Origin of the sequence: Butyrivibrio fibrisolvens (genome assembly GCF_037113525.1) — a bacterium.
In the GTDB taxonomy this organism is placed as follows: domain Bacteria; phylum Bacillota; class Clostridia; order Lachnospirales; family Lachnospiraceae; genus Butyrivibrio; species Butyrivibrio fibrisolvens.
The window spans coordinates 4,370,232-4,392,171 of the sequence record NZ_CP146963.1; the positions used below are offsets into that span (position 1 = coordinate 4,370,232).

A 21,940-nucleotide genomic window follows, 5' to 3' on the forward strand; every position below is an offset into this window, starting at 1 on the left:
ATCATTCCTCATTTGCATATACGACTTTATCGGTTACAGAATTAGTCTTTTCTTCACATATCGTTTTTTCTTCAGATGTCATTGCTCTAAATTTGATATTATTTTCTTTGCAGAATGATTCAAGGAATGATCCTTCCGGAGCAACAATAGTTCCTTTTATATCATTAACATCATAATCGTCAATTTCAATTTCGCTCATAACAGGGCAATAAACTGTTGTATTCTCAGTTATAAAAGGATCTATCCTAACTATTGTTGAAGGATAGTAAATTAATCTGTCATCTGTTTTTTCATCATAAGAATCATACAAAGAAGATTCACATACACTTTTTATTCCTTCAGGAATAACTATAGAATCTGTATCACCATTATAAAACAGAAGAATTTCATCACCTGCAATATAGTATTCATCTGTTTTATGGTTATATTCAAACAAAGTTGTTTCAAAAGCACCCAAGCCAATGTAGGTAACAGAATCTGGTATATAAATATTCTCCAGCGAAACACAACCTGAAAAAGCACCAACTTCAATTCGTTCAGCAGATTCAGGTAGCACTACGTTATTCAGGTTTATGCACCTCGAAAACCCATCAACAGATTTGCAAATACTATTTTCTGAAAAGGTAAGCTGTTCCAAATTGGCACACCCATCAAAAGATGGTATTACTTGAACATCTTCAGATATATATACTGACGTTATATTTCCATTATCCTGATAAACACCGTCATCAATATCTGAAATCGTAAGAAACATTAAACGAGATGGAACTATGATGTTTTGATCATTTCCTGTATATTCTGTAACCTTAATATTTCCAAAAGGAAGAGGATTAATCAAGTACTTATAATTATCCAAAACCCCAATACTAACAGGAAGCAAAATACAAATAATAATAGCATAGGCTAATATGATATCTATTATCCAAAGAGCAACTTTTAAAGGCATTAAACTTTTCCAATAATTATCCCTCTTCATCGTCTTCACTTTCTCCATTTTCCTCGATTTCTCCTTTAATTTTTCCCTTGTTAATAACATCTTCTGTTGCGCTCAGCGCAGCCTCATGCTGCATTCTTACTTCCTCGAGCATATCGAGGTTCATTTTGATTCTTCCCATTCCGTCTCCTAAAAATATATTAAAAATGATTTCTAACTCTGAAAAAGTAAAAAACTCCCCACAATATTGTACATATGTCTGCATATTATAGGATTCTCATCTGACGAAATGCATTTTTTATACGATGAACTGCATTTTTATTACAAATAATTCTGAAAGATTCATTGTATAATCAATCATTTTTATATAAACTTTCAGCCTTATATATGATATAATCTTTGTGGCTAAGAAACTCGTTTTTAATTTCGGGTTTCCAGACTGAATATTTACTACCGAAGGTAACTATGACGACTTTTACTAAACATAAAGCTAAAAAAATAATACTGTGCATAGCGCTTGCCTTGTTACTGCTTATAGCATCATCCGCCATTGCATTTAAGATATACGCATCAAACTATTACAAGGCTGATGCAGGTATTATCTCAGAAATCGAATCACAGCATGCTGCTACAGTTACTGAATATAATGAGGATACTCTTTTATTCGTACCAGCAGATGAAAATAAGATAAAAGCGGGTATCGTTTTTTATCCGGGTGGAAAGGTTGAATATACTGCTTATTCGGGGCTTATGTACGAGCTGGCTCAAAGAGGATATATGTGTATTCTTACAAGGATGCCGGAGAATCTGGCATTTCTTGATATTGATGCAGCTGATGGCTACGACGACTTAATATCAAGTGTTCCTTCCTGGTATATTGCAGGGCATTCGCTTGGCGGTGTTGCGGCAGGTATGTATATAGGCGATCTTATAGAAAATGGCGATACTATGCCATTCGACGGTATCATACTTTTGGCTTCGTATATTACTGAAGATCTTTCTGACACAGACCTTAAGCTCTTATCTATATATGGGTCAAATGATGGTGTTATAAATCTTGAAAGTTACAAAGAAAACAAGGTTAACTGGCCAGCCGACAATACCGAATACATCCTTGACGGAGGTATACATTCCTTCTTTGGATGCTATGGTATTCAGTCAGGGGACGGAAAGCCTGCCATGACTAATGTAGAGCAGATCAGACAGACTGCGGCCATAATCGACTCCTGGATTCAGTGATTCTATCATAGCCACGCTGTAAAGCCTCCTAATCAGTAACTGATAAAGCTTTCAACATAAGTAAAATAAGCCTCTCAGGCTATGTATTTCTTGAAATAATAATTCAAGAAGGTATAATTTTACTCATAAGGAAGAGGTTTACTATGAGACTTGATGAGTTAAAGATTGGCGAAAAGGCTAGAATTGATACAGTAGGCGGCAAGGGTGCTACAAGGCAGCACTTTCTTGATATGGGTGTAATACCCGGTGCAAAGCTTGAAATAATCAAGTTTGCACCTATGGGCGATCCCGTGGAGATTCAGATCCACGGTTATTCATTGACCCTCAGACTTGATGATGCAAAACAGATTGAAGTTACTAAGATCACCAAGGCTGCGGAATCCGATTCACATCATACAGACAGATCATCCAAAGAAGATAAAATAGAACTTCCCAAAGACAGGGTTCTCAAATTTGCTCTTGTTGGTAATCAGAACAGCGGTAAGACCACTCTTTTCAACAGACTTACAGGAGCCAATCAGCATGTCGGAAACTTCCCGGGAGTAACAGTTGACCGTAAAGATGGTTCTATCATAGGCTATCCAAACACTGTCATCACAGATCTTCCCGGAATCTACTCCATGTCTCCATATTCAAGCGAAGAGCTTGTCTCAAGAAATTTCGTTCTGCACGATAAGCCGGACGCGATCATAAATATCGTTGATGCTACCAATATCGAAAGAAACCTGTATCTTACCATGCAGCTTCTTGAGATGGATCGTCCGATGGTAGTTGCTCTTAATATGATGGACGAGCTTACAGGTAACGGCGGCTCTATCAACATTAAGAAGATGACAGAAATGCTGGGCGTTCCTGTTGTTCCGATTTCTGCTGCCAAGAACTCAGGTGTCAACGAGCTTGTACATCAGGCTCTATCTGTTGCCAAGAATAGAACACTTCCTAAGAAACAGGACTTTTGTCTTGAAGATGAAAACGGCGGTGCCGTACACAGGTGCCTTCACGGCGTAGGTCACTTTATCGAAGACCACGCTAAGAGCAGAGATCTTCCTGTAAGGTTTGTTTCAAGTAAGATAATCGAAGGCGATAAGCAGATAATCCGACAGCTTAAGCTTGACCAGAACGAGCTTGAAACGATTGAACATATAACCATTCAGATGGAAAAAGAAAGAAACCTTGACAGGAGCGCTGCTATCGCTGATATGCGCTTTGCCTATATCGGAAGGGTTTCCAAAGAATGTGTTAAAAAACCTCACGAAAGTAAAGAAAGAATCAGAAGTGAAAAAATAGACAGCATACTCACCGGCAAGTACACAGCAATTCCGGTATTTGTACTTATTATGGGACTTGTCTTCTATCTGACCTTCAATGTAATAGGGGCAGCACTTCAGGAATGGCTTGAAATGGGCATTGATTCCCTGGCCCAGCTTGTAGAAAAACTTCTTGTATCGCTTAATGTTAATGCCGTAATCCAAAGCCTTGTAATAGATGGTATATTTGCAGGTGTCGGAAGTGTTTTAAGCTTCCTTCCTATCGTAGTAGTAATGTTCTTCTTTTTATCACTGCTCGAAGACAGCGGATATATTGCAAGAGTTGCATTTTTTATGGACAAGCTTCTTAGGAAAATAGGTCTTTCCGGAAGAAGTATAGTTCCTCTTCTCATAGGCTTTGGATGTACAGTCCCTGCTGTTATGTCATCACGTACTCTTCCAAGTGAAAGAGACCGTAAGATGACTATCCTTCTAACACCATTTATGAGCTGTACAGCTAAGCTCCCGATATATGCATTTTTTGTAAATGCTTTTTTCCCAGAGCATGGTGGAATTGTTATGACAGGAATTTATTTACTTGGCATAGTAGTTGGAATCCTTATGGCACTTGTATACCGCAAGTTTATATTCAAGGGCGAAGCCGTTCCTTTCGTTATGGAGCTTCCAAACTACAGACTTCCAGGACTTCAGAGCACCTTCCAGCTTATGTGGGAGAAGGCTAAAGATTTCCTTCAGAAGGCGTTTACAGTTATCTTTGTAGCTACAATTATCGTGTGGTTCCTGCAGAGCTTTAACTTCCATTTCGACCTTGTTACTGACTCTAAGGACAGCATCATTGCTTTTATATCCGGAATAATCGCTCCTGTTCTTCGTCCTCTTGGCATCGGAGACTGGAGGATCGTCACAGCTCTTATAAGCGGATTTATGGCAAAAGAAAGCGTCGTTTCTGTTTTGGAAATATTGTTTGGTTCTGAAGGCGGCGTTTCAGAAGTACTGTCTCCTCTTTCAGCGGGAGTACTTCTTGTATTCAGTCTTCTGTATACTCCATGCGTTGCTGCTGTTGCTTCTATCAAAAGAGAACTCGGTGTTAAGTGGGCAGGCTTTGTAGTCCTGTGGCAGTGCATAGTTGCATGGATCATCGCATTCGGATTTAAGCTAATAATAGGATTGTTAGTTTGAACCTGGACTATCGCTTTTATAGCAGAATTATTATTTTGATAACAATTTAATTCCTACATTCAGAATACAATTCGTAACATCAAGGGACAGCGAACCAGTGCTGTCCTTTTTTTTACCTTTCTTAATTATTCTCCTTATAGTTTTGACACAACTACAGGATGCTGCCATTAATATATAACAGCAATCTTCCGATATAGTTATGGGTATTTTTTTTGATGTTTATGTTCTGATTTAACCATAATTCCGGAGGTACAAACTATGGCTAAAGAAAATAACAAAAGCAGTGGAAATGGAATTGGCTTTCTTGACAGTATAAAGACCAAATTGATACTTATCATGATCCTGATAGCAGCTGTCCCTCTGGCTGTTGCTGTTACTGTCAGCTACAATACATCAACATCCAAAGCTCTCGCCGATGCAGCGGACAGTGCAGAATGGGAAGTATGGTACTTCGAAGGAAGGTTCGAAACCATATGTACCACCAATATGAATATGATACAAAGTATAGCCGGCAATCCCGTTGTTGTTCAATATATCACGGGTGACACTAGCGTATCTTATGAAGAAGTTCAGGATATCATTAGAGAATGTGATGAAGTTCTTAATGATGGTGATCAGACTTCAATAGCAGGCCCTGATGGATTCCAGATTGTCAGAACGTCAGGAGATTTTATAGATGTCTCCGATAGAGCATATTTCCAGGAAGCAATGAAGGGAAACTCTTATATTTCTGATTTGACTGTAAGTAAAACCAGCGGAAAGAGAATGATCTCTTTTTCAACACCTGTATATGATGATAACAACAATATCATTGCCGTAGTTCACAGAAACTACAACATCAACAACTTCCACGAAATTCTGGCATCTGAAACAGATTCTGCTTTTATGATAGACAGAAGCGGTAAATTATGTGCCCATGCAGCTTATGAGATAGGTGAAGGTGCTCACGACGAAGTTGATATGTCGAACCTTGATGTATTTAACAATGACGAATCAGAAGGCTTCTACCTCGAGCCAAACTACGACAATAACTATATAGCTTTTGCAAGAGATCCGAATACCGGATTTATAGTATGTACCTCCAAAACAGAAGAAGACGTACTCGGTGCAGCAAGACAATCTGCAGTTATTGTTATTTGCGTTGGAATTGCACTTCTTATAACTGCTATAATCATTTCGCTGATCATGGCCAAGAGCTTTACAGAACCAATCGAAGCAGTTGCCAAGTCTCTTGAATCGCTTTCTGATGGAAGATTTAATAAAGTTGAAAAGCACGACAAGAGAAAAGACGAATTTGGACTTATTTCCAAAGCTACAAACTCGTTGATAGAGACGCTTGATACGATCGTTACTAATATCAAAAAATCAGCAGGCGATGTAGGATCCTCATCTGATGAACTTTCAGATATGGCTGACCAGATATCCAAGACTGCAGAAGATGTATCACATGCAGTTCAGGAGATCGCATCCGGTGCAAACCAGCAGGCTGATGAGATCCAGAGTGCTACTGAAAATGTCGGCAAGATCGGTGATGCAGTAGGAAGCGTTCAAAGTTCCTCTAACGACCTGACTTCTCTTGCAAGTAAAATGAAGGAAGCATCAGAGATTTCAAGCAAATCTCTTGAATCTCTCCAGACTTCATCTACTGAGATGACTGCCAAGATCGACGATATTTCAAATACCATTCAGGCAACCAAGGATGCTGTTAATAACATAAGTGAAAAAGTTGAAGGTATCACATCAATTGCTACCCAGACCAACCTTCTTTCACTTAATGCTTCTATTGAAGCTGCAAGAGCAGGTGAAGCCGGTAAGGGCTTTGCTGTAGTTGCAGAAGAGATCGGAAAACTTGCTGAAGATTCCAAGCAGATGGCTGATGATATTAGAAAAGAAATGGAAACACTCCTTGCACAGTCTGAAGCAGCCGTTAATGCAGCAGCTGAAGTTAAGAACGGAAATACAGACCAGCAGATAGCTCTTGGTGAAACTCTTGATGCTGTTAATGGAATGCTTGAAGATATCAGCTCTACAGTAGACGGCGTACACCTTATTTCCGAAGGAGCAGACACCTGTGAATCTTCCAAAGATTCTGTTGTTGATACTATGAGCGCACTCTCTGCTATTTCAGAAGAAAATGCCGCATCATCACAGGAAACAGGTGCTTCCATGCAAGAGCTCTCCGAAACAGTTACTACGCTTGCAGGATCTGCTAATGACCTTAAGGATATAGCTCAGAAGCTCAATGAAGAGATGAAGTTCTTCAAATCAGCTAATTGATATTTTTAATAAAATAGTAAATCCAAAACTTCTATAAAGCTTAAAAACCTGTCAGATACAAGGATAACAATAATAGTTATCACATCTGACAGGTTTTTAATATATTATTTAGGGTAAATTATAATAAGCAAAATTAAATGAATCATTCGAAGATCCAAGTATCCAGTGTTACGTCGCCTGCTGCTGTAAAGAAAAGATCACATGCGCCTTCAAGACCTTCTACATCTGCGCATACTTCCTGGAAATCACTTGAAGCAGGAACAAATACATATGCTACAAGTTCTCCATCAGCGCTTCCTGTTGATACACGGATCCATGTATCTTCTGTAGCCTTGGCACTAACCTTAATTGTACCTGCGCCCTGACCAAAGTCTACACCTGCTACTCCAAACCAGTCTCCTTCAGAGAGCTTTACTTTAGTATCTCCGCTTCCTTCAAAAGAAGCGCCAGCCTGCCATGCCAGAGAACTTGCACGGTTTAAGCTAAAAGCATCAACGAAGCAAAGCTGTTCTACGCCGGCAGTATCTCCCTTGGCTTCTCCAAAAAGGCCATCCTCCATAGGAAGCTCATTAACATGAGTAGTTCTGTATCCAAGCATCTCGCCATACATTTCTTTGTTCAGATACTCTGCATGATAAAAGATGTACTGCTTATCTTTGAATGTGATTATAGTATGGTGGTTATTGCCTGTTGTTCCAAAGAACTCTCCCGGGTTGTCAAAGCATGTTCCCTGGAAAGTAAATGGTCCAAGAGGTGAATCTGATGTCATATAGGCAATCTTGGCATTACCAAGTGGTCCACCTGCCCAGTTTGTACAATAGGAATAATAATAGGTATCACCGATCTTATTAATACCGGAATCCTCGAATCCCCACGGAACATCAAGTGTAACTACATCACCGTCAAGGTGGATCATATCATCAGCAAGCTTAACTGCTCTAAAGCTCTGTGGATCTTCTGACTTTCCTTCAGGAACACCGCCGCCGAAATAAAGGTATCCAGTTCCATCATCATCTACAAGTACTGCCGGATCAAAGAGCCAGATAACGCCTTCAATACCGGGGGTTTCGCGTGATACAAGAGCTTCTCCAAGCGGATCTTCCCATGGTCCTGTAGGTGAATCGGATGTAAGAACGCCAATTCCGTTACCGCTGTTTGCAAAGTAAAGGAAGAATTTCTCCTTGCCATCAATTTCTTTGTGACAAGCACAAGGTGCCCATGAATTTCCTGCCCATTTTGCAGCACCGCTGTTACCTGCTGCCATGATAGCACCATGATCTTCCCAGTTAACAAGATCAGCTGAAGACATCACATTGATAGTTCTGATTTTTCCATAATCATTGTTAGTAGGCTTAGTGTCCATAGCCATTCCATCATTGGTAGCGTACACATATACCCTGTCGTTATAAACCATAACTCCGGGATCTGCACTGAATCTCTGTGTCATACAAGGATTATGATCTGAAATATCCTTGTAGCCTTTTGATAATTCCAGGCCTTCAAACAGTTCCTCGGCCTGTGAAACGTCAACACTTGTCATATCGCTGTTATCCTCTTCATTATTATTTTCTGCGTCTGTGGCGCTATCCCCGGATAAACCAAGACTGCTATCTTCTCCCTGAGATGACTCTATAGGCGCCGTATCCTGCTGGTCGGAAGCACAAGCAGTTAAAAGTCCTGCAAGAAGAAGTGCTGTAAGTCTATATAGTTTTTTCATCCCCTAAGATTCCTCCAATTGAATTCGTATATTTATGATAAAAAAAAGCAAGGAATGATTCTTCTCATTCCTTGCCGTTTTAATGTCATAAAAGGCACTGTTTTTAATTTATGAGTTTCTTTCTCTTAATTTAGAACATCATGTAGGTCATATGATTATCTGATTCTTGCCACCCTCTTTTGCCTTGTATAATAGCTCATCTGCGGCTTTCAGAGCATCATTAAAATCATTAACAAATACTGCTTAGTAGATATTATTTTTATGATGCTATCTTTTTTCTTGTCATGATACCATCATCCATTTCATATACTTCATCGCATAATATTCTTATATCTTCCGGATTATGACTTGCTACAAGTATTGTTTTTCCAGCCTTTTTAAGATCCAGAAGCAGTGATCGTATCTCATCTACTCCCTTATTATCAAGGCCGTTGAAGGGTTCATCCAAAATAAGGCACTCCGGATCTTCCATTATAGCCTGAGCTATAGCAAGACGCTGCTTCATTCCCATTGAATACTTGGAAACTGTTTTCTTTTCCGATGGATTCAGACCGACCTTCCTCATAACATCTTCAAGATGCTTTTTATCAAGCTTATTATTTATAGTATATAGATACATTAGGTTTTTGATTCCTGAAGCATTGGACAAAAAAGCCGGACCTTCAATTATCACTCCTGCTGATGATAAGATGCTACCGCTTTTCTTAATCCTGCCATCTATTTTGATCTCTCCGCTGTCAATGGATACAAGCCCGCATATTGCTTTGAACAAAACAGTTTTGCCTGCTCCGTTTCTTCCTACAATACCTGTTATAGTTCCAGGGCGACACTTAAGACTGATGCTCTTTAGAACCTTATGCTTACCATATGCTTTTTCAATGTTTATAAGATCTATCTCCATAGATTCACTCTTCCTCGTCTATAAAATTAAAGTCGATTCTTCTTATCAGATGCACATCTATCGCTACACATATGATCACAACACACGATAGAATTAGCAAATACATATTCCACCTATCAAAGCTATCTATATGATTAGAGTTATTATCAACTAAATTCATCCATGAAAACGGTGATATATATCTGATCCATGGGAAACAATACGCCAGATTCTCTTTGATTATCACCAGACCGGAAAAACACGTACCTGTAATTACAGCTACTAGTCCTGAACTCATCAGTCCAACTGTAAACATGATAATTCCTAGTGTTATCGACAATATGATCATTCGAAGCATCACATTTAATGTAGCTTCAAATGGGGAGAACTGATTTATCAGTAAATATGGAACAGAAATCTGAATATCAAAAACAGTAGCAGCATCAGTGAGCGCAATTGTTTTGTATATCTTCCCCCAGCCGCTTTCTAATGATATATACGGTAGCATCACCAATATGCTCATGAGTTCATTAGCAACAGCAATTAAAATACTTACTCCTACGATTTTCGCATATGCATCTGCAAGCCATCTTTTTCTTCCTTTTCTTATGATCGTATAAATCTCTTTTCTCTCCATAAATGGTACTGAAGAAAAAATGTATGTCGTTATCAATCCATGCGTAAGCTGCAAATATACATAGCCAAACAGAAATGGGAAAAGCCAGATACTGCTCTTACAGCCGGATTCTATTGATAAAGCCCTTATTCCTGATGTAAAAAATGCATCAGAGCAAATTGAAATAAAAGTGCAATGTATACCTTTGGACAAAAGAAGAATCTATTTACTTCAGATATAAAATGAGAAAATCTAGTCATCCAATATAATCCCTTTCTATTTTTCTCATCATGAGACCTCCAATCAAAAATACTATTGAAGCAGCTAACCCAATCAAAATAAAGATCGTGAAAGCCGGAGACTTCCAGCCTACATGCTGTTCCCAGAATATATCATACAGAGTATATTTAGATGTCAGAAACATGGTGATAAGATCACATAAATATCTTCCAATAAATGGAAATGCAAATACTATCATTCTATTCTTTGCAAACAGCGACACGTATGCCGATAATACAGATAGTATTCCTGATAACAATCCGTATCTAAAACCGGACAAAAAGAAGAACAATAGATAATGATGATTAGTCAAAAAATACTTAAAGCATGAATAATTAGATGCCACATAATATGACATACTATCTTCATCACACCATGGAACAAAAAGATGCATGATAAAAGCAAATAATGTTATTCCAAAGGTTAAAATCATTGTACTTGATACAAAGATAGCTATTACTTTTGAAAAAATATATCTGTGAAGACTGGCACGCATCAACTGGCTTCTATAATAGTTGTTCTTTATATCCAGATAAATCGAATCAGCATACCCAAATGCTCCTGCAATCAAAACAAGCATCGCAGGTATTCCGCACATTATTATCTCAAAAGCATATAAAACATCGATATTAATATTCCTGTCTTCTAATAATGACAATATCAATATGAAACTTGTCGCTATTATTCCAATAGGCAGTCTGTACGATAATATTATCCTTAGTATGTCTGATTTAAGCATCCTGACCATCTGTTACAACTCCTGTGTCCACGGTATTATCTCATCACCTGTCCTAGCATCGACAAATACCTGTATTTCTGTTTCACTGTCACCTGATGTTTCGTTTCCTTTTATTATCCATACAGGATACACTTCATAAATGCCGTTATTACTTGATAGATCAACGTAGTAAACCAATTCTGCAAGGTCAAATACATATGTACTGTCGTCCAGGATGTCATTGAATTTATCTGAAACCGCGTCAAACACAGTATCAAATTCTACGACAGAATCTATCTTTTCTTCATCGGCAAATTCAAACACCTGATCTATATTCAGACTAAAAATACCATTTTCATTTACCATTGCATTTATTGGATAGTTCTCAACATCTTCATTAACGAATGTACTAACGTAAGGATAATAAATCGGAACTCCATTAAAAATCTGTCTTAGAGCAACATAATAACAGTCATCTTCCTGAGTCCATTGATCTTTATTTTCACTTGGATCTATATTACCGTTCATATCATAATGAACTTCTTCGTTTTGAAGAGTGCTATGATCAAGAGAATAGCTAACATACTCAAAATCAGAGTCAAACCCAAGTGCTTTTAGGAAATCTCCAATCTGTGAATACGCTTCCTGACGAGATTCAAATGGGAGATCCTCCTGCGTCGAAAACTTATCTGCATTATAATCGTCAAATTTCTTTTCTATCCTAAATGCAGCTGCATAATAAGAAAAATTGGAATTTCCACGTGAATAACTAAAATTACTACTAACTGGTCCTGATGATAAGTAAAAACCATCATATACATTGATGTAAGAAGTACAGTCAATACTATTGCCGTATTCATCATCAAATGTATCTGAATAGCTATCATATTCCTTTTCTTCTTTTAAGAGATCCTCCTCCACCAAAGAGGCATCGATTTTTTGTAATGAAGCACTATAACAACAAAGATTATCCAATGAACCATAGGATATCTCTCCATCGAATGTTACTTTTCCATCTATATTCTGGTACTTAGTCGGAATAGTCACTGTAACAGCAGTACTATCATTCGACTGCATGTTACTATGACCATCATCCATATCTGATGCCGGACTATTATCTATAGGCATATTATTGGCACATCCGACAAATAACATGGAACATGATAAAATCAAAAAAACTATCTTTTTCTTCATGTAATAGCCTCCTATCAAATAGGGAAATGTAGCAAAACCACATTTCCCCATGTCATGATCTGTTATGGTGTATATCTTCCTTTTCGTATTCGTTATAACGATAGAAATAGCATAACATACTATTTGTTCTTTTTTCGAAGCACCGTCCCCAACTACATTTTTCCCGTCCCCAACTACGTTTTTTACACTTGTTAAGTACCGCTTTAGTGGTACACTGATAGATAATAACAGACTGGAGATTACAGCAATAATGATTTCATTAAAATACGTTTGGGAGATACTTATCAATCTTATCGAGAGTTCTTTTTTTTATATATTTATTGAAGACAAAATGAAGGACTCTTATCGTTTTACTCAAAAGAGATTTAAGATATTAATGATTTTATATATTTTATTAGACTCTATTAGTACAAGCATTTTAAACTATTTTCAAATTAGCTATGGTATCTCTTATATAATTGCTTTTTTTATTTTCTTATTTTTTACACTCATTTTCTACAAAAAAAGTCTTTCTATAAAGCTGTTATTCTCAAGTATTTTTCTGGCAATATTATATGCCTCAGACACTATAGCTACTATGCTGTTACAATTCATTTCCAAATCAGACCTGACTACAACCTTAGTTGGTGGTCCCTTAAGAGTTCCTACAACTCTGACTTATTTATCTTGCATAGCTATTTTTGTATATTTATCCCATTTCATAAAGTGGAAATATATATCTTTATCTCCGGTTGAAACCCTTTCATATATTGCACTGTGCATAATTGGTTTCTTTTTTGGGCAATATATAGCTTCAGTAACAATAAAGTCTTTTATCATATTTAAGAATTCCAATTTCAGTAATGAATTAATATTGGTATCTTCAATATACTGTATTCTATTTCTGCTTCTTCTATCGTACATTTACATGCTATACTGCACAAAAGAGCAGAACAGGAATCTATTAACTGAAAAGCAGCAATTACTACTCGAAGAGGCTGATTATAAGAACCTCATCGAAACAACCGAATCCTTACGAAAACTTAAACACGATATGCAGCATCACCTATCTGCCATTCAATTTTTAGCAAACAATAAAAGCTACGACGAGCTGAATGAATATATTAAGAACTACGTAGGTTCTTTTGATGAAATGAATAAATTCATATCTACCGGAAATTCTGCAATTGACTGCATATTATCCACATGTATTCCTAAAGCTGAACAGAAAGGTATAAAAGTATCCTATGTCTTAACTGTTCCAGATACTTTTTCTCTTAATCCGATTCTAACGTCGTCCTTATTAGGAAACCTATGGACTAATGCAATCACCGCTTGTGAAAATCTCATAAGAACTGATAGTTCAATCATTCCATTGATTGATTTTTATATAAAACCAATTGAAAACATGATTTTAATTAGTATAGAAAACACCTTCAATGGTATTTGTAAAAAGGATTCTGCTGGCAATTTTCTTTCGACAAAAACTGGAAAACTAAATGGAACCGGACTTAAGCGTATAAATGAAATTGTAGATCAAAACGATGGAATAATTGAAATAACTGATCATGACAATCGTTTCTGTGTACATATTATGTTCCCATTAAAGGAAAAAACAACAAATGAAAATAGTAATTCTTGAAGATAATAGAATCGAATATGAAAGAATAAAACAATCTCTTGAAGATTGGGTCGAGAATTATGATATAGAGCTTTCGTTATTGCACTTTGAAAACGCCGAATCTTTTTTTTACGACCCCCAAAACTACAGTCCAAATATAGACCTGTTTTTACTTGATATAGAAATGGGAAATATGAATGGAATAGAAGCCGCCAAAAGACTTAGGCTTCTAGATTATAAGGGAGATATTATTTTTCTCACAGCTTTCAAGGATTTTGTCTTTGAAGGGTATAATGTCCATGCATTTAATTACCTCTTAAAGCCATTAAATAATGATATCTTTTTTAGATGTTTATCAGAGATTGAAAAGAAGCGTCATTCCAATTGTTATATCTACCGTAACAAACAGCAAATCACAGTATCTATTCCTTATCATGAAATAATATCATTTTCAGTTAACAGACATTATGTTGATATAACAACCACAAAAACTGTGTACGCGCAATACAATAACCTAAATACAATTATTAATTCTTTACCGCGACAATTCGTTCAAGTGCATCGCTCATATATAATAAATCTATCTCACGTATTTAAGTTTAGCCAGAATAAAATACACTTATCAAACGGGAGTACTGTTGAAGTAGGAAGAACCTATCTTAAAAACTTCAAAACACAATACTTACAATATACTACACGTTTTAACAGAAATGAGGAATTCCAATAATGGAAGCATTAGCAACAAAGCTAACATATCTTTTTATTTCCTGGACAAATAAAAACAGGGTATCAAATTGCTGATACCCTATTCCCATAAATGAAAAAATAATTAGATTTTTTTTGCATACTGTAAATAAAAAGTTCGAACTACTGTTTAAAACGCTTCTCTATCTTAAAGACATGCGGATATAATCCAACGCATACAAATGCAACAATGAAATATCTTAAAAAGCGAACGAAATTTGAAAGTAGTGTCCCTGATGCAAGGAAATCTGCATTAAATGGAATTTTTAGAACTTGATTTAGTGCAATGTATAATGCATAGCCTCCAAAGACTCTTGTTATACTGAAAACAGGATTTCGTGTAGATTCAAAGTGAACGAATCTTTCTTCGTATTCTACGGATACAAAGAATCCTCCCATGATGCCGAGCCCTGAGAAGTAATCTGTTGTCTTGCAGTAGAAAAATCCAAGGCATCCAACCAGGAATATTATAAGAAATGCCAGCCACCTCTTTTGTGGGCCGAACTTATCTATGATCATTGGGGTTAGGAATATTACTACAATTCCAAGGAGCCAACCGCACAGTACATCTGTTGGATAGTGAACCCCGACAACTATTCTGGAAAATCCTACCAAAAGAGAAAATACAAATGCAAGTATTCTAACAACATTATTCTTTTTGTATCTGCTGATAGAACCATAAGCAGTTATGGAATTAGTGGAATGACCGCTTGGGAATGAAAATCCCTGAGCTTTAATATCATAGATATCAGCGCTGCTGTCCACAGGTCGAAGGCACTTGATAGCTTCGTTATCGAAGTAGGGGCGCCTTCTCCAGAAGATGTTTTTTACAAGAGGATTTAGGACAATTCCTATTACCATATTTGTTCCTGCATATATACCGAATTTCTTGTCGTAACACCAGTATATATATCCAAGGATCGCAATCAGGAACATCTCTTCTCCAAAGGCTGAGAAGAAAGATATAATACTTATCGCCTTATCTCCCAGAGCTGTTTGCAGATATTCCATGAGCTTTACTTCGAAATCAAAGTAGAAACTATTACCTGTTATTGTATCCATTATGCGTCTCCTCTTTTTGTATATATTCTTGTTTTGGTTTAGTTATTAGCGGTGAATATTGTTTTGAGGAACATTATTTCTTGTTTGGTTATTGCTTTGATGATAGCTATTTCTTGGCTGATTATTGCTTTGTGATGCATTAGGCCTTGGTGCACTATTGTTTCTGGGCATAGTTTTACTTCTTGATATATTTCTGTTATTAGCCTGATTTGAGTTTAGTTGTGAAGTATTACCTCTGGAAGGGTAACTATTACGTCTTCCATAATTTGCATTATCGTAGTAGTTATTTTCATTATTAATGTTACCAGAATAATTATTATTCATCTGGTAATTATAGTTATTCTGAGGATAATAATTTCCTGTTTGATCATTATTTATTTCAGAATCTTCGTCTGGCACATTAGGATAAGCTACTTTCTTGTATATAAGAAGTGCGATGTTAAGGATGAATACGCATATCAACATGAATAGATGCGCGTAATAAATACCAACAATGTAGTAGTTTCTTTCAATAAAATATCCTTGGCCAAAACCAAACATGCACAGAAGCGCTGTAAGAATGAGGCACATGATAAGATATGGAAGATTTATAAAAACATTTTTTATATTTGCAAAGAAATCTCCGATCGAAGCATCGAAGTATACGAATCGACCTACCATTAGTCCGAAATAATACATCATTACAGGACCATACTCACTCTTATCTCCGATAAGATTAAGGTACATAAGAATAATGATTACATAGAACATTCCAAGCATTCGCATGGTCGCCTTTTCACTCTTATCAAGCTGTTTAAGAGGAATAAGGAAGCTGTCCAGAATCGTATTAAGTACGCAGGATATAAGAATCAGAAGCAGTAATATAAAATCTTTACCCTCCGTCCATAGGTTTATGAAATTAACTATAGAAGGATCAGAATGCCCCTGACCTGCATTATATAGTGTGTTTATATGATTGATAACAACATAGGCAACGGAGAACGACATTACAGAAGTTCCTGATATTATCATCTCATATAATCTCTGTATCCTGTGAAAAAGTTTTTTACTGTCAGAAGAAGGTGCGTTTTTTCCAATATCAAGTCTGAATACAAGCTTTTCAATTAGTATAATAAGGAAAGTACACAGTGCAGTTCCAAGAAGTGTAATGAAAAAGAACAAGATCTTTTTATCAATGGTAAAATCCGGATTAGTATATGCTTCAAACGTCATGACTATAACCTCCAATACCATGATACAGTTTGCTATAGTTCTTGACAATGGCATGACGAATACCTAAGTTCTGCTGATTCATATGTTACCGACATTGAGTTGAAATGACTGAACAACCACGATAATTAAGGCTATTAAAACTAAATTTGACTAAGATTTTTCTCAGATATATAATTCCAATATGCAGACAAAGGCGCCTGATTACGCTTTGTCTGCATTTTTTTATTAATAAAAAAGAGGTTAATTATGAAGAACAATCTTATAAAAACAAGTGCAGCAATTCCTTCATTAAGGGTTGCAGACGTAGATTATAACACGGACCAGATAATAGAGCTTATCAAGGGTCATGGTAAAGGCGTGATCGTATTTCCTGAACTTTGCATCACAGGATATACCTGCGCTGACCTGTTTGGAAGTGAGCTACTTCTAAGTAAAGCAGAAGATGCCCTGTTTCGCATAGCAGATGAAACAGCAGACTGCAAAGGTCTTACAGCCGTTGTAAGTCTTCCTGTTCGCTATGAAAACAGGCTATATAACTGCGCTGCAATAGTATCAGAAGGCAAAGTCTGCGCTCTTATTCCCAAGCAGTACATTCCAACCTATTCTGAATTCTATGAAGGAAGATGGTTCACATCAGGAAGAGATATCAAAGGATATACTATTAATATACACGGAGAGGACATCCCGTTTGGAACAGATATCCTTCTAAGTGACGCCATGAGCGGAGCAGTACTTGGTGTAGAGATCTGTGAAGACTTGTGGGTACCTGATAAGCCAAGCACCCATATGAGCCTTGCAGGAGCTAATATCATAGCTAACCCATCTGCATCAGATGAACTTATAGGCAAAGAAGAATACAGAAGACGCCTTGTGGAGCAGCAGAGCGGTTCCTGTTATCTTGCATATATCTATGTATCTGCCGGTATGGATGAAAGCAGTACCGACCTTGTTTTTTCAGGTCATAGCATAATTGCGCAGTCAGGATCTGTATTAAAAGAAGATATCTTTGAAGAAAGACCTTTTGTAAGCTCTTCTTATATCGATCTTACAAAGATAATGCATGACAGAAGACATCAGACTACATTTGAAAGTTTTGAACAAAGGACATATAGAAAGATAAATGTCAGCATCAAGGCTGAAAGAAGCGACAGCGTGACATGCTTCGAACTTGCAGATATTCTTGATGATATCTCTTATCCTGTCAGCCGTAATCCTTTTATCCCATCTGATGATAAGGAGCTTGGATCAAGGTGCCGCAAGATACTTCGCATTCAGGCTCAGGGTCTTGCAACAAGAGTGAGGATGTCAGGCATTAAAAATCTTGTGATAGGAATTTCAGGAGGACTTGATTCTACTCTTGCACTTCTTGTATGTGCAGAAGCAAGAAAGCTTGTAAAAGATATCAGAATACTTACTTATACAATGCCCAAAAAAGGAAACACATCAAAGCTTACATATAATAATGCAGACAGACTCATGAAGCTTCTTGCTGATGAAAGCTATGAAGTACCTATAGAAAAAGGAGTGATATCCCATCTTAAAGATATAGGCCATAGCGCTGAATATCAGGGAGAAGGCGATACTACTTATGAAAATGCCCAGGCCAGGATGCGTACCTATATCCTTATGGATGCAGCCAATATGAAAAACGGTCTTGTCGTTGGAACAGGCGATCTGTCCGAGCTTGCTCTTGGCTGGTGCACTTATAATGGCGACCATATGTCAATGTATGCGGTGAATGCATCTGTTCCCAAGACACTTGTAAGATATGTCTGCCGTGCTTATGCCAAGACCTGCGGTGATGATGAACTTAAAAAGACCATACTTTCTATCTGCGATACACCTATTACTCCTGAACTTACACCAACAGATAACGGTGCTATCACTCAGAAAACTGAAGAAAAAATAGGTAAGTATGACCTTAATGATTTCTTCTTATATTATACTTTGAGGTTTGGGTTCGAACCTGCAAGAACCGCTGCTTTTGCCATGAGAGCATATCCTGATGTGGATAGGGAAGAAATCCTTGCAGCAGCAAAACGCTTTTTCACAAGATTTTTTACCCAGCAGTTTAAGAGAAGCTGCCTTCCGGACGGACCTAAGGTTGGTTCTGTGACACTGTCTCCAAGAGGCGACTGGCGAATGCCAAGTGATGCATCCTATAAGATGTGGCTTAGAGACCTTGATATAGCATAGAAAAGTAATCTTAGATTATTCCAAAACTATAGGCAAACGCAGAATATCGAAATATTAAATAAGCTCAAACTCTCCTTTTATCTTAGGAAGTTTGAGCTTATTTTAATGAGCCTTATTATAAATAATCAGCTAAGCAGTCCTGCCATCACGAATACCAGTGGTGAATTCCAATAGATCGTGATCTCATTAAGTGAGTAGCAGTCGATATGGTCAAGATAACACTTCATAGGTGCAGAACCTGCCGGTACTTCTTTGGCTCTCTCATCCTGAAGTCCAACATTTGGACCGCCTGATACAAGACCCGGCCATGGTTCTTCTATATCATCTACTGCTGTAGGACGAAGGTGCGGATTCTTGAATGCCTTTTCGCCATTACCTGTTACGTAGCTTACGTCCATGCTGTTGCAACCAAGAAGGTAATCAAGTCCTGATGTGATCGCATCTTTATATTCAGGCTTTCCTTCTATCTTCTTATCTGTAACAGTAAGGATCATAAGGTATTTTAAAAGCTCCATGTTACTGCCCCAGATGAAGTCTTTGGCTTCCATGCAAAGACCAAATCCGTTTTTCTTTGCATTTGAAACAAGCCTGTCTGCTTCACCTGTGAAAGCCTTCTTTATCTCTTTATTAAGGTCATCGCCGTCATTCTTAAGAAGAATTGACAGTGATCCAAGACCTGCTACTTCTGCCCATCCAAGGCATGTAAGTACATTGCCCTGATAGCCTTTTTTAGTAGCATTCTTATCAAAAGATAATAATCTATCTTTTTGATATTTTATATCTTCATAGTATTCTTTATCACCTGTAACTTCATAAAGAGAAGCTGCTGCCCAGAATCTATTTGAGATATCTTCAGCTTCATCATACTGACCTGTGTTTGATCCTTCTGCATTAAAGAACAGGAGCTCGTCAGGATTTTCCTTAAGCCACTTGTATGCTTTCTTTGAAACTTCCAGAAGGCTGTCAGCATAAGCTTTGTCATAATCCTTATAGATGCTGTATGCAAGAGCAAATACAGCTGCTATATCTGCTGTAGCAAGTGATGATACATGAAATAGGAAGAGCTCTTCCTTGTCTTCTTCTGGCATAACAAAAGGAGCGTGGCAAAATGTAGTTACTTTATGCCATACAGAGCCGTTTTCTCTTTGCATTTTCTTAAGAAAATCAAGCTCCACCTTAACTTCTGCAAGGATGTCAGGGAGATTACCCTTATCTCCTTTTACCTTTGGGATATTAAAATCTACATCAAGAAGGTTATTGAAAAATCTGACACCATACAATATATGTGCGACAGCAACAGCTCCTGCCGTTGAATATCTGCCATAATCTCCTGCATCATGCCATCCGCCTGTAACGTCAACAGGCTCAGTATCTTCGCCGTATACAGTAGCCTTTCCCATATGACAGGGTTCATGATAATACTCACCTGCAAACTCCTTAGTAAGAGCATCGCCGCAGCGAAGGAAATAGAAGCACTTGCAGATATCCTTCATGAGCTTATCATAAACATTATTACCAATTGAAAAATGTGTGGAAACAGCATCACCTGAAGTTATACTAAAAGTTCCATTTTCTTTAAAATTACTAAAGTCAGCTACATATGTATCTTCTCCGGATACCTCATCTGTTCCAAAGTGACTTACCTTACCGGTATAAACATCCTTCCCATTTTCATCCTTGACTGAGAAATCAGATCCTGCGAAGTCAAGTACTGCCTTCTTGCTGCTATCAGGCTTAAAGCCAACCTGATTCATAAAAATTCGTGCCATGATAATCCCCCTTCAAAGTTTTAGTAATTATCTTTATCGACAAGATTTCTTATCATTACAATTATACACAAGGGTAAAACAAAAAAGAACCGTAAATGAACTTATAATCAGATCATTTACGGTTCTACTGATTCTTTATCAGTGTTTTTTTATATTACAGATTGCCAACCGATTCATTGAATCACGAAACACGCAGTAAATGCGCGTTTCTGTAATTTACATTCAAGAAGTCATACTTCAAAAAATCCTCACCTCATCTTGGTCAGTGTGAGAATATTTTTGCCGCCTTCATATCTATATGAAACATCATCCATAGTCTTTTTGACCATAAAAATCCCAAGACCTCCGATTTCCCTGTCTTCTGCTGCCAAAGTTGTATCGGGGTCTTCTTTTTTTAATGGATCATATTCCATTCCTTCATCAATGAAGGTCAGCAAGATCTTTGAATCATCTGCATTTAGAATGATCTCTGCGGGGCCTGTTCCGGTATCAGGAATCGCCTTTCCATCTGCATCTTTCTTACTGTAAGCATAATGCGCTATGTTAACAAATACTTCTTCTACTGCAAGGCTCATCTGCATTATCTGCTTCATAGAGCATCCTGCTTCTTCAAGATGCGATTCAACGAAACCATTTACTTCATCCAGATTATCAATACTTGCCTCTATAGATAATCTTTGTTCCATCATTCAATACTCAGAATATCCTGGAATCCTGTTACTTCAAATATTTCGTTAACTTCCTCGCTAACATTCTTAACGACCATGCTACCCTGCTTGTTCATGATCTTCTGTGAAGATAAAAGAACGCGAAGTCCTGCAGATGAAATATACTCAAGCTTTGCAAAATCGAATACAAGCTTTGTTATTCCTTCGATCTCACTCTTAACTACATCGTCAAGCTCAGGAGCAGTTGTAGTATCAAGTCTTCCCTCAATCGCGATTGTGAGTTCTTCACCATTTTTACTCTTACTAATGTTCATAGCTGGTCTCCTTGTCAAATCATAAGAAATATGTTTTGTCAGTAACACATATATATTTTATCATAATAGCAATC

At 37.3% G+C, this 21,940-nt stretch carries 19 protein-coding genes; 6 read left to right on the forward strand and 13 right to left on the reverse strand.

Going from position 1 to position 21,940, the window contains the following annotated elements; all coding sequences use genetic code 11:
- Position 1: 1 nt before the first annotated feature.
- Together WAA20_RS18630 and WAA20_RS18635 are read right to left on the reverse strand one after the other, a co-directional pair.
- Complete coding sequence (locus tag WAA20_RS18630) at positions 2–994, reverse strand: leucine-rich repeat domain-containing protein (protein ID WP_167562659.1); 993 nt, start codon at positions 992–994, stop codon at positions 2–4.
- The gene (locus WAA20_RS18635) at positions 963–1,199 is read right to left on the reverse strand and encodes a hypothetical protein (RefSeq protein ID WP_081373677.1); all 237 of its coding nucleotides are present in this window, start codon (positions 1,197–1,199) and stop codon (positions 963–965) included. Before WAA20_RS18635 ends, WAA20_RS18630 begins: the two co-directional genes overlap by 32 nt.
- A gap of 200 nt (positions 1,200–1,399) precedes the next feature.
- Between WAA20_RS18635 and WAA20_RS18640 the strand changes: the two genes are divergently transcribed.
- The 3 genes from WAA20_RS18640 to WAA20_RS18650 all read left to right on the forward strand — a co-directional run bounded on the left by WAA20_RS18640 (position 1,400) and on the right by WAA20_RS18650 (position 6,897).
- Entirely contained in the window at positions 1,400–2,173 is a 774-nt protein-coding gene (locus WAA20_RS18640) for an alpha/beta hydrolase (RefSeq protein WP_073385652.1), read from the forward strand.
- 143 nt (positions 2,174–2,316) lie between these two features.
- The gene (feoB, locus tag WAA20_RS18645; protein ID WP_073385654.1) at positions 2,317–4,620 is read left to right on the forward strand and encodes a ferrous iron transport protein B; all 2,304 of its coding nucleotides are present in this window, start codon (positions 2,317–2,319) and stop codon (positions 4,618–4,620) included.
- Between the two features lie 258 nt (positions 4,621–4,878).
- On the forward strand, positions 4,879–6,897 hold the full coding sequence (locus tag WAA20_RS18650; protein ID WP_073385655.1) for a methyl-accepting chemotaxis protein: 2,019 nt from the start codon (positions 4,879–4,881) through the stop codon (positions 6,895–6,897).
- A 142-nt stretch (positions 6,898–7,039) separates the two neighbouring features.
- Here WAA20_RS18650 and WAA20_RS18655 read toward each other — a convergent pair whose 3' ends face one another.
- The 6 genes from WAA20_RS18655 to WAA20_RS18680 form a co-directional block, all read right to left on the reverse strand.
- Complete coding sequence (locus WAA20_RS18655) at positions 7,040–8,614, reverse strand: glycoside hydrolase family 43 protein (protein WP_073385657.1); 1,575 nt, start codon at positions 8,612–8,614, stop codon at positions 7,040–7,042.
- A 259-nt stretch (positions 8,615–8,873) separates the two neighbouring features.
- Positions 8,874–9,515, reverse strand: coding sequence for an ABC transporter ATP-binding protein (locus WAA20_RS18660; protein WP_073385659.1), 642 nt, complete (start codon positions 9,513–9,515; stop codon positions 8,874–8,876).
- Between the two features lie 4 nt (positions 9,516–9,519).
- Entirely contained in the window at positions 9,520–10,131 is a 612-nt protein-coding gene (locus WAA20_RS18665; protein WP_073385660.1) for a hypothetical protein, read from the reverse strand.
- Positions 10,132–10,366: 235 nt separating this feature from the next.
- A complete protein-coding gene (locus tag WAA20_RS18670; protein WP_139263612.1) occupies positions 10,367–11,047 on the reverse strand; it encodes a hypothetical protein in 681 nt (226 codons plus the stop codon).
- Positions 11,048–11,140: 93 nt separating this feature from the next.
- Positions 11,141–12,301 (reverse strand): hypothetical protein, encoded by a 1,161-nt coding sequence (locus WAA20_RS18675; protein WP_073385663.1) that lies wholly within the window; start codon positions 12,299–12,301, stop codon positions 11,141–11,143.
- Between the two features lie 657 nt (positions 12,302–12,958).
- Positions 12,959–13,204 carry a hypothetical protein gene (locus WAA20_RS18680; protein ID WP_167562660.1) on the reverse strand — a complete coding sequence of 82 codons (246 nt, stop codon included), beginning with the start codon at positions 13,202–13,204 and terminating at the stop codon, positions 12,959–12,961.
- Between the two features lie 4 nt (positions 13,205–13,208).
- On the opposite strand from WAA20_RS18680, the gene WAA20_RS18685 reads away from it, so the two are divergent.
- Both WAA20_RS18685 and WAA20_RS18690 read left to right on the forward strand, forming a co-directional pair.
- The gene (locus WAA20_RS18685; protein WP_167562661.1) at positions 13,209–13,922 is read left to right on the forward strand and encodes a GHKL domain-containing protein; all 714 of its coding nucleotides are present in this window, start codon (positions 13,209–13,211) and stop codon (positions 13,920–13,922) included.
- Entirely contained in the window at positions 13,903–14,628 is a 726-nt protein-coding gene (locus WAA20_RS18690; protein ID WP_073385666.1) for a LytTR family DNA-binding domain-containing protein, read from the forward strand. The genes WAA20_RS18685 and WAA20_RS18690 overlap by 20 nt, the downstream gene beginning before the upstream one ends.
- A 140-nt stretch (positions 14,629–14,768) precedes the next feature.
- Here the strand turns inward: WAA20_RS18690 and WAA20_RS18695 are convergent, their stop codons facing one another.
- Entirely contained in the window at positions 14,769–15,707 is a 939-nt protein-coding gene (locus WAA20_RS18695; RefSeq protein ID WP_073385668.1) for a phosphatase PAP2 family protein, read from the reverse strand.
- A 45-nt stretch (positions 15,708–15,752) separates the two neighbouring features.
- Positions 15,753–16,919: a hypothetical protein gene (locus WAA20_RS18700; protein ID WP_073385669.1), complete on the reverse strand. Its 1,167-nt coding sequence runs from the start codon at positions 16,917–16,919 to the stop codon at positions 15,753–15,755.
- 246 nt (positions 16,920–17,165) lie between these two features.
- On the opposite strand from WAA20_RS18700, the gene WAA20_RS18705 reads away from it, so the two are divergent.
- Complete coding sequence (locus WAA20_RS18705) at positions 17,166–19,115, forward strand: NAD(+) synthase (protein WP_073385671.1); 1,950 nt, start codon at positions 17,166–17,168, stop codon at positions 19,113–19,115.
- A 125-nt stretch (positions 19,116–19,240) separates the two neighbouring features.
- Here the strand turns inward: WAA20_RS18705 and WAA20_RS18710 are convergent, their stop codons facing one another.
- From WAA20_RS18710 to WAA20_RS18720, 3 genes are all read right to left on the reverse strand, one after another.
- A complete protein-coding gene (locus tag WAA20_RS18710; RefSeq protein WP_073385672.1) occupies positions 19,241–20,884 on the reverse strand; it encodes a glycoside hydrolase family 9 protein in 1,644 nt (547 codons plus the stop codon).
- 248 nt (positions 20,885–21,132) lie between these two features.
- On the reverse strand, positions 21,133–21,570 hold the full coding sequence (locus WAA20_RS18715; protein ID WP_330393603.1) for an ATP-binding protein: 438 nt from the start codon (positions 21,568–21,570) through the stop codon (positions 21,133–21,135).
- Positions 21,570–21,866, reverse strand: coding sequence for an STAS domain-containing protein (locus WAA20_RS18720; RefSeq protein WP_073385675.1), 297 nt, complete (start codon positions 21,864–21,866; stop codon positions 21,570–21,572). The genes WAA20_RS18715 and WAA20_RS18720 overlap by 1 nt, the downstream gene beginning before the upstream one ends.
- Positions 21,867–21,940: the final 74 nt, after the last annotated feature.

Excerpts from the sequence above, each read along its gene's own strand:
- WAA20_RS18630 (WP_167562659.1), bottom strand. The coding sequence starts at position 994 with ATGGAGAAAGTGAAGACGATGAAGAGGGATAATTATTGGAAAAGTTTA.
- WAA20_RS18635 (WP_081373677.1), bottom strand. The coding sequence starts at position 1,199 with ATGCAGACATATGTACAATATTGTGGGGAGTTTTTTACTTTTTCAGAG.
- WAA20_RS18640 (WP_073385652.1), top strand. The coding sequence starts at position 1,400 with ATGACGACTTTTACTAAACATAAAGCTAAAAAAATAATACTGTGCATA.
- feoB (WP_073385654.1), top strand. The coding sequence starts at position 2,317 with ATGAGACTTGATGAGTTAAAGATTGGCGAAAAGGCTAGAATTGATACA.
- WAA20_RS18650 (WP_073385655.1), top strand. The coding sequence starts at position 4,879 with ATGGCTAAAGAAAATAACAAAAGCAGTGGAAATGGAATTGGCTTTCTT.
- WAA20_RS18655 (WP_073385657.1), bottom strand. The coding sequence starts at position 8,614 with ATGAAAAAACTATATAGACTTACAGCACTTCTTCTTGCAGGACTTTTA.
- WAA20_RS18660 (WP_073385659.1), bottom strand. The coding sequence starts at position 9,515 with ATGGAGATAGATCTTATAAACATTGAAAAAGCATATGGTAAGCATAAG.
- WAA20_RS18665 (WP_073385660.1), bottom strand. The coding sequence starts at position 10,131 with ATGGAGAGAAAAGAGATTTATACGATCATAAGAAAAGGAAGAAAAAGA.
- WAA20_RS18675 (WP_073385663.1), bottom strand. The coding sequence starts at position 12,301 with ATGAAGAAAAAGATAGTTTTTTTGATTTTATCATGTTCCATGTTATTT.
- WAA20_RS18680 (WP_167562660.1), bottom strand. The coding sequence starts at position 13,204 with ATGTACGATAGAAGAAGCAGAAATAGAATACAGTATATTGAAGATACC.
- WAA20_RS18685 (WP_167562661.1), top strand. The coding sequence starts at position 13,209 with ATGCTATACTGCACAAAAGAGCAGAACAGGAATCTATTAACTGAAAAG.
- WAA20_RS18690 (WP_073385666.1), top strand. The coding sequence starts at position 13,903 with ATGAAAATAGTAATTCTTGAAGATAATAGAATCGAATATGAAAGAATA.
- WAA20_RS18695 (WP_073385668.1), bottom strand. The coding sequence starts at position 15,707 with ATGGATACAATAACAGGTAATAGTTTCTACTTTGATTTCGAAGTAAAG.
- WAA20_RS18700 (WP_073385669.1), bottom strand. The coding sequence starts at position 16,919 with ATGACGTTTGAAGCATATACTAATCCGGATTTTACCATTGATAAAAAG.
- WAA20_RS18705 (WP_073385671.1), top strand. The coding sequence starts at position 17,166 with ATGAAGAACAATCTTATAAAAACAAGTGCAGCAATTCCTTCATTAAGG.
- WAA20_RS18710 (WP_073385672.1), bottom strand. The coding sequence starts at position 20,884 with ATGGCACGAATTTTTATGAATCAGGTTGGCTTTAAGCCTGATAGCAGC.
- WAA20_RS18715 (WP_330393603.1), bottom strand. The coding sequence starts at position 21,570 with ATGGAACAAAGATTATCTATAGAGGCAAGTATTGATAATCTGGATGAA.
- WAA20_RS18720 (WP_073385675.1), bottom strand. The coding sequence starts at position 21,866 with ATGAACATTAGTAAGAGTAAAAATGGTGAAGAACTCACAATCGCGATT.